The organism is Acidovorax sp. (assembly GCF_046291265.1).
Taxonomy (GTDB): Bacteria; Pseudomonadota; Gammaproteobacteria; order Burkholderiales; family Burkholderiaceae_C; genus Acidovorax.
Genome location: NZ_JBKBTV010000114.1, coordinates 1 through 7,025 on the forward strand (window position 1 = coordinate 1; position 7,025 = coordinate 7,025).

Annotated in this window: 8 protein-coding genes; all 8 read right to left on the minus strand. The window is 64.7% G+C overall.

Going from position 1 to position 7,025, the window contains the following annotated elements:
* Positions 1–341: tripartite tricarboxylate transporter permease (locus ACK41V_RS22975; RefSeq protein WP_409785892.1), on the minus strand; the 341-nt coding region annotated here is incomplete at its 3' end.
* A 1-nt stretch (position 342) separates the two neighbouring features.
* Positions 343–789 carry a tripartite tricarboxylate transporter TctB family protein gene (locus tag ACK41V_RS22980; protein ID WP_409785894.1) on the minus strand — a complete coding sequence of 149 codons (447 nt, stop codon included), beginning with the start codon at positions 787–789 and terminating at the stop codon, positions 343–345.
* A gap of 76 nt (positions 790–865) precedes the next feature.
* Positions 866–1,855: a Bug family tripartite tricarboxylate transporter substrate binding protein gene (locus ACK41V_RS22985; RefSeq protein ID WP_409785896.1), complete on the minus strand. Its 990-nt coding sequence runs from the start codon at positions 1,853–1,855 to the stop codon at positions 866–868.
* A gap of 110 nt (positions 1,856–1,965) precedes the next feature.
* Positions 1,966–3,387, minus strand: coding sequence for a sensor histidine kinase (locus ACK41V_RS22990; RefSeq protein WP_409785898.1), 1,422 nt, complete (start codon positions 3,385–3,387; stop codon positions 1,966–1,968).
* Positions 3,384–4,052: a response regulator gene (locus ACK41V_RS22995; protein WP_409785900.1), complete on the minus strand. Its 669-nt coding sequence runs from the start codon at positions 4,050–4,052 to the stop codon at positions 3,384–3,386. The genes ACK41V_RS22990 and ACK41V_RS22995 overlap by 4 nt, the downstream gene beginning before the upstream one ends.
* Positions 4,053–4,072: 20 nt before the next feature.
* Entirely contained in the window at positions 4,073–4,876 is an 804-nt protein-coding gene (locus ACK41V_RS23000; protein ID WP_409785902.1) for an amidohydrolase family protein, read from the minus strand.
* A complete protein-coding gene (locus ACK41V_RS23005) occupies positions 4,873–5,880 on the minus strand; it encodes a tripartite tricarboxylate transporter substrate binding protein (RefSeq protein WP_409785904.1) in 1,008 nt (335 codons plus the stop codon). The genes ACK41V_RS23000 and ACK41V_RS23005 overlap by 4 nt, the downstream gene beginning before the upstream one ends.
* A gap of 10 nt (positions 5,881–5,890) precedes the next feature.
* Positions 5,891–6,631 carry a GntR family transcriptional regulator gene (locus ACK41V_RS23010; RefSeq protein WP_409785906.1) on the minus strand — a complete coding sequence of 247 codons (741 nt, stop codon included), beginning with the start codon at positions 6,629–6,631 and terminating at the stop codon, positions 5,891–5,893.
* Positions 6,632–7,025: the final 394 nt, after the last annotated feature.

Genomic DNA, 7,025 nt, shown 5'->3' on the forward strand with positions numbered 1-7,025 from the left:
ATGGACAGCGCCACACCGCCCTGGCCATTGCGCGCCATCGGATAGCCATCCAGTGCGGTCATGATGGCGCCTGCATCTCCCGGCACATTGAGCAGGATGGAAGAGATGCGCCCGCCGTACTCGCAGCCGATGTACACGGCCGCCAGCAGGATCAGTGAGGCCTCCGGCGGCAACTTCATGGCAAAGGCCAGCGGCATCAGGATGGCCACGCCGTTAATGGGGCCCAGACCTGGCAGCAGGCCGACGACGGTACCGATGAAGCAGCCCAGTGCGGCAATGAGAAGGTTGGTCGGAGTCAGCGCCACGCCAAATCCCAAGACCAGGTGTTGCAAGACGTCCATGTCAGCTTCCTCCCAGCAGCGCAGCCAGCAGACCGGTCGGCAACACCACATCCAACAGCTTATCGAACAGCAGGAACAGCACCAAACCCAGTGCTGCGCCACCCGTCAGCGACTGTTTCCAGCTGCCGCCAAACGCCATGCCCACCGGCACCGCCATGAGCGCCGTGGCCAGTGAAAAACCCAGCCACTGGAACAGCAGCGCATAGGCGAGCACTGCGGCCGCGCACAAGGCGGTGGACTTCCATGGAACACCCCTGAACGCCTCGCCCCCGACCGCTGGACGAAGCACCAGCCACAGGCCTGAGAGACCCAGGCCGCACGCCAGCAGCAGCGGAAAGGCGCGCGGGCCGACAGGTTCGTATGAAATGGCAGCGGTGTAGTCTTGCGCGGCCCAGGCCATAGCAGCGGCCGCAACAACACACACCGCACCGAGGACGCGGTCACTCATGGGGTACTCCGAAGAAGAATGGAAGCGGGCCACCGCAGGGGTCGCGCCAAAGAGCAGGGCGAAGGCCCTGCGGGGATCACTTGGCGGGAACGACGTTCAGACCGAACTCTTCTGCCAGCTTGCGGTAGTCGGCCACCTGCTTCTTGACGTAGGCATCCAAAGGGGCGCCGGTCAGAGCAAGGGGGAACAAGCCGCGCTCGTTGCGCAACTTGTCGTAGGCGGGCATGGCCATCAGCTTCGTGAAGGTGTCGGCCCAGATTTTGTAGTCGGCGTCGCTGACCTTGGGGCCAAGGTAGAAGCCGCGCACGATGGGCCATTCAACGTCATAACCCTGCTCGGCGGCGGTCGGGATGCTGGCCATGTCGCCAGTGAGGCGCTTGTCGTTCATGACTGCCAGGATGCGGACCTTGGCGCCAGCCTTGATCTGCTGTCCGGCCTCGGCCGCATCGCCGGTGAACACGTGGATGTGGCCACCCTGCAGCGCGGTCAGCGCTTCGCCGCCGCCTTCAAAGGCCACGTAGCGCATGGTCTTGGGATTCACGCCAGCGGCGCGCGCGGTCAGCGCAGCCTTCATCCAGTCCTGGCTGCCCACGGTGCCACCAGCGCCCAGCACCACCTTGGTGGGGTCGGCCTTGATGGCGGCCATCACGTCCTTGAGCGATTTGAATGGCGAGTTCTCTGCCACGACCACGGCGCCGTAGTCGGTGCCGACGGCGGCGAGCCAGCGCACGTCGTTCTCGGTGTAGCGGCCGAACTTGCCCTGCGCGAGGTTGAGTAGCGAGCCGCCCGAGAAAGCAACGATGGCGTTGGCTGCGTCGGGCTTCTGCGCGATCACGGTGTTATAAGCCACGGCACCAATGCCGCCAGGCATGTAGGTCACGCGCATCGGGTCCGCGACGAACTTGCCCTCCAGCAGTGCGCTTTGCACGAGCTTGCAGGTGAGATCGAAGCCGCCGCCGGGCTTGGCGGGGGCGATGCACTCTGTCTTGTCCAGTGCGCCGGCGGCGAAAGCGGTGACGGCGCTGGCCGAGATGGCCACTGCAAACAATCGGGATGTGATGCTCATGAAAGTGTCTCCTCTGGAGGGTGAAACGCTCGCGGATCTGCGGCGATGAGGGCACTTTAGAAAAACCGCGCTTTCAAGCCGCTTTCAGAGATCGCTCTGATTCTTCAGGGTTAACCCCCAATAGTCGCCGGGGCTCCGGAGCTTGCCAAAGTCAACGTGACTTCCAGCCCACGCCCCTCAGGACCAGCGCGCACCCGCATCTCGCCGCCATGGCGCTGGGCCACGGTGCGCGCAATCGCCAGCCCCAGGCCGGAGCCGGGCAGCGGGCCTTGACGGCCGCGAAAAAAGCGCTCCCCAGCGCGGGCCAGTTCTTCGGGTGGCAGGCCCGGCCCATTGTCGACCACACTGAAATGCACAAGATCACCGCTTCGGCCAACGGCCAGCGTCACGTGGCAGCCCGCACCTCCATGGCGGATCGCGTTGTGCAGAAGGTTGGACAGCGCTTCTTTCAGCAGACCAGGCTCGCCGCGAAAGGGGAGCGTGGCCATGGGCGCGTGCAAGCCCAGGTCCACCCCTTGTTCGCGTGCTATCGGCCACCAGCGGCGCACAAGGTCTTCGGCCAGGACCACCGCCTCCACAAGTTCGGGTTCGGGTGCAGCGCTGTCCGCCTTAGCCAGGGACAACATCTGGTTGGTCTGCCGGATGGTTTCGTCCAGCTGCTGCCGGATGTTGTCCATCACCTTGCGCAGCGCGGCAGGATCGTCCTCACGCTGGGCAAAAGCCACTTGCGTGGCCAGCGTGGTTAGCGGCGTTCGCAATTGGTGCGAGGCGTCGTCGATAAAGCGCCTGCGGGCCTCAGCCTGCTCGCGGTTGCGCCCGATGTGGTGGTTGATCGCGCCCACCAGGGGCAACACCTCGGCGGGCACGCCATCGCTGTCCATCGGGGTGAGGTCCTGCGGCGGGCGGGCCTCCACGTCCTGGCGCAAGCGCGCAAGTGGGCGCATGGCCCAGGCGATGGCCAGGCCGAACAGGGTGCTGGCCACCACGACCAGCAGGAAATCGCGCGCCACCGACTGCAGCACCAGGCCGCGCCGGAAGTCGGTGCGTGCCTCCAGCGTTTCGGCCACCTGGATCACCACACGCTGCGGTCCGGGTTGGCCTGCCAGCGGAGTGGCCAGCTCGCGCGCATAACTGCCCACACGAACGGGTTCTCCGAAGTACACACCCTCGTGGAACTGTGGCTTGCCCGATTGCAGTGTGCTGGGAGGCGGGGGCAAGTCAGAGCTGCCGATTTCGACCAGCCCGTCTTCGGTGGCTACCCGGTAGTACACCTGACCTTCGGCGGTGAGCTCGAAGAACTCCAGCATGCGGTAGGGCAGCTCCACCGCCAGGCCACCGCTGGCGGTGGAGATGCTGGAGTCGATCGACTTCACCGCACCCAGAAGTGACCGGTCGTAGGCGGCGTCGGCGGCTTCGCTGGCGGTGCGCCATGCCAGCCAGAGCTCGGCCGAAAACACCAGCAGCATGCCCGGCACCAGCACGAGCAGGAGCATGCGGCGAATGCTGCCACCCAGCCAGCGTGGCAATCTCACGGTGGGCACTCCAGCAAGTACCCCATGCCTCGGAGCGTTGTGATACGCACGGGTGAGGCTTCCAGGCGTCTGCGAAGGCGGTGAATCAGCACCTCAATGGCTTCTGGGTTCACGTCCTGTTCATCGGAGAACACGCGTTCTAGCAACTCGCGCTTGGACAATGGCTCACCCGGGTGCTGAATCAAGGCTCGCAGCACCGCGTGTTCGCGCGGCGTGAGGCTCAGCACCTCATGTTGCAGCCGAAATTGCTTTGACACGGTGTCGTAGCTCAACGGCCCACAGGCAAAGCGCGGATGGTCCTGACCGCGGGAACGTCGGATCAGCGCGATCAGCCGCGCCTCCAGTTCCGCCACGTCAAACGGCTTGGCCAGGAAGTCATCCGCGCCGCTGTGCAAGCAGTTCACACGCTCCATGAGCGAGTCGCGCGCGGTCAAGATGAGCACCGGCAGTCGCTCGTCGGCCTCGCGCAGATCGGCCAGCACGTCGTGCCCGCCCAAGCCGGGCAGACCCAGGTCGAGGATGAGTGCGTCGTACTTCGTGGCCTTGAGGCTGCGGCGCACCAAGCGGCCGTCGTTCACCCAGTCGACCTGGAAGTCGCTCTGGGCCAGCGCCTTGGTCAGCCAGTTGCCCAGGTCGGTTTCGTCTTCGGCGAGCAGGATGCGCATGGCCCCAGTCTGTTCAGAGTTCAGGCGTAGAGCAAGGCGCTTGCCGTGCGCACGGCAGCGGCACGTGACTCGCCCAGCGCCTGCACCACCGGCTGCCACACGCTCTCGTAGGGCGGAAGGGCGTCGTGGTCAAAGGCGGTGTGCGGCCAGTCGGAACCCCAGACCAAGCGTTCATCCATGAGCTGTGCCACTCGCCGGATGGGGTCATGCAGCGATTTGTAAGGTGCCACGGAATGCAGTCGGTACCAGCCGGAGAGCTTGACCCAGGCGCCTTGTGCTGCCAGGCGCTGCAATGCGCTCCAAGAAGGATCAGACGCACTGATGTCCAGGTGCATGCCGGCCAGGTGATCAAGCACGGCGGTCAGGCCGCTGCCTTCGTGCAGGTCGGCGATGGCGGCCAGCTGATCGGCCTTTGCGTACCACTGCACGTGCCAGCCACGCGCTTTTAGTCGTGGCGCGAGCAAGCGAAAGGACTCGGGACCGTTGCCTACCGGGGAAACGAGGTTGAAGCGCACGCCGCGCACGCCCAGCCGGTGCATGGTGTCGAGCTCGGTATCGGAGACGTCGGTGCCCAGCACCGCGATACCCCTGTGGCGGCCCGGATCGCGGGCAAGGGCTCGCAGGATCAGGCTGTTGTCGGTGCCGTAGACGCTGGGCTGCACCAGCACGAGATGGCCCACACCCAGCGCTGCAGCAGTGCGCTCGATCTCGGGCAGGTCGCGCAGCACAGGTCGATAGTGGCCGGCCTGGGATGGATGCGCGGGGTCGAAAACATGCACATGGCAGTCCCAGCCGGTCGGGATAGAAGTGGAACTCGAATTCATCCGGTTGTGATGTTGCGTTCCTTGATCACCTTGGCCCATTGCGCCTGCTGGGCCGCAATGAACTTGCCCGCGCTCTGTTGGCTGGTGTCGGCGAACACATCACCCCCCAACTGGCGGATACGACCGAGCACTTCTGGGTCTTCAAGCGACTTGCGGATGGCGGCTACTAGGATGGCTTTCATATCGGCGGGCAGGCCTGCCGGCGCGAGGATCGGGTTCCACTCCAGCACCTCGTAGCCCGTCACACCCGCTTCGGCCATGGTGGGTACGTCGGGCAGGGAGCGGGCTCGCAGCGAACTCGTCACAGCCAGTGGGCGCAGACGGCCCGCCTGGATGTTGGCCAACGACGAGGCCACGTTGGCGAAGAACAGCGGCACCTGGCCTCCCATCACGTCGTTCATGGCCGGGCCCCCGCCCCGGTAGGCCACATGGGTAAGGTTCACACCCGCCCGCTGTTCAAACAACGCGCCGGCCAGGTGCTGAGCTGAACCATTGCCGGAGGAGGCGTAGTTCAGAGGCTTGGTCTTTGCCAGACGGATGACGTCCTTCACGCTTTTTGCTTCGAAGCTGGGCGTGCACACCAACACATTGGGAAAGGTGGCCAACACAGCCAGTGGTGTGAACGCAGTTGCGCTGTCGTAAGGCAACTTGGGGAACAGGGAAGGATTCACTGCAAAAGAGGATGCGTCCAGCAGCAGGACGCTGCCATCGGTCGCACCCCGTGCCACAAGGCCTGCCGCCAGCTGACCGCTGGCACCCGCCCGGTTCTCCACCACAACCGTTTGGCCAAGTGCTGCTTCGAGTCTGGGCGCGATGGTGCGGGCCATGAGGTCGGCACCGCCGCCCGGTGGGTACGAAACGACCAGCGTGATCGGCTTGCCGCTGGCGATCTTGCCCTGCGCTTGGGCGCCGATCCAGGGTGCAGCCAGGGTGGCACCGGCGGCTGTGATGAGGTGACGGCGGGAGGGAGTCCAGCCGTGCGTGGGGAAGTTTGATGTAGTCATGTAAGTTCCTTCAAGTGATGGCGACGGAGTAGTGAAAGGCATGGGCGTCGCCGCGGGTGATGCGCACCTCGACACAGCGCCCTGTGAGGTCAAAGGCCGAACGCTGAACCTGCGCACAAGGATGGCCAGCGGGGAGCCCCAGGTGGCGCGCCTGCGCGGCGCTGAGCTGAGCAAATTCGATTTCGTCCAGCGCACGGTGTACGTTGACCTGCAGCCGGCGCGCGAACATGGGATAGAGCAAGTCGTCCCAGGTGGATAGGTCGTCCTCGGCCAGCGGTTCAAACAGATCCAGCGGTAGCCAGAGCTCTTCGAACAGGCGGGGCTGGCCGCCCATGTGGCGCAGGCGGTGCATGCGCAAAACCGGTTCCCCGGCGCCGATGCCCAGCGTGCGCGACACCGCGGCCGGCGCGCTCACCCGGCTGCGCTGCAGGATCCGCGACTCTGGCACCTCGCCGGTGCCGCTGTCGAATCGAAAGAAGCGCAGCATGGTGGCGCCCGTGAGCCCTTGTCGAACGAACGTGCCCTTGCCGTGGATGCGATCGATGAAGCCTTGCTCCACCAGCAGCTCGAGTGCGCGGCGCATTGTGCCCAGGGCTACTCCATGTTCTCCTGCCAGCTGGCTCTCGGCAGGCAAGGCAAAGCCCGGGGGCCATTCCCCGGCCACTACGCGGGCGCGCAGTGCCTGTGCCAGAGTTGCATATCGACTCACACCGGGCTCGGAAGTGAGTGCAGATGGCGAGAGTTGGTTCATGACCGCAAATATAGTCCTCTATAGGACTTGTAGATTTGGGGAAAACCCCGCAGCTGGTGTTCAAAAGATCAAATGAGGCATCGCGTCTGGAGGTACCGATGGCAGCTCTAGACTTTGTGCTGCCCTCCAGAAAAGGCGGGCGGGTGGCTGCTGCGACCGGAGCCGGCCCTTGGCAATTCTGTAGGTCGAATGACCGCTGCAACTTTCACACCGGCTACCAGAGCTTGGCCGCGGCCAGTGCCAGTCGTTTGTCTCGGTTGCTTCTAGGCTAAATTGCCCGAGCAATGTTCGAGGGCAGCAACCAGTGCTGACGCAGCAGGTGTCTTCGGTCCCCCACCATTCAAAAGCCAGATGGGAGAAAGAAGCCCCTGTTTTGCGGTGCTGCTTTCGCACC

Excerpts from the sequence above, each read along its gene's own strand:
- ACK41V_RS23010 (WP_409785906.1), bottom strand. The coding sequence starts at position 6,631 with ATGAACCAACTCTCGCCATCTGCACTCACTTCCGAGCCCGGTGTGAGT.
- ACK41V_RS23005 (WP_409785904.1), bottom strand. The coding sequence starts at position 5,880 with ATGACTACATCAAACTTCCCCACGCACGGCTGGACTCCCTCCCGCCGT.
- ACK41V_RS23000 (WP_409785902.1), bottom strand. The coding sequence starts at position 4,876 with ATGAATTCGAGTTCCACTTCTATCCCGACCGGCTGGGACTGCCATGTG.
- ACK41V_RS22995 (WP_409785900.1), bottom strand. The coding sequence starts at position 4,052 with ATGCGCATCCTGCTCGCCGAAGACGAAACCGACCTGGGCAACTGGCTG.
- ACK41V_RS22980 (WP_409785894.1), bottom strand. The coding sequence starts at position 789 with ATGAGTGACCGCGTCCTCGGTGCGGTGTGTGTTGTTGCGGCCGCTGCT.
- ACK41V_RS22985 (WP_409785896.1), bottom strand. The coding sequence starts at position 1,855 with ATGAGCATCACATCCCGATTGTTTGCAGTGGCCATCTCGGCCAGCGCC.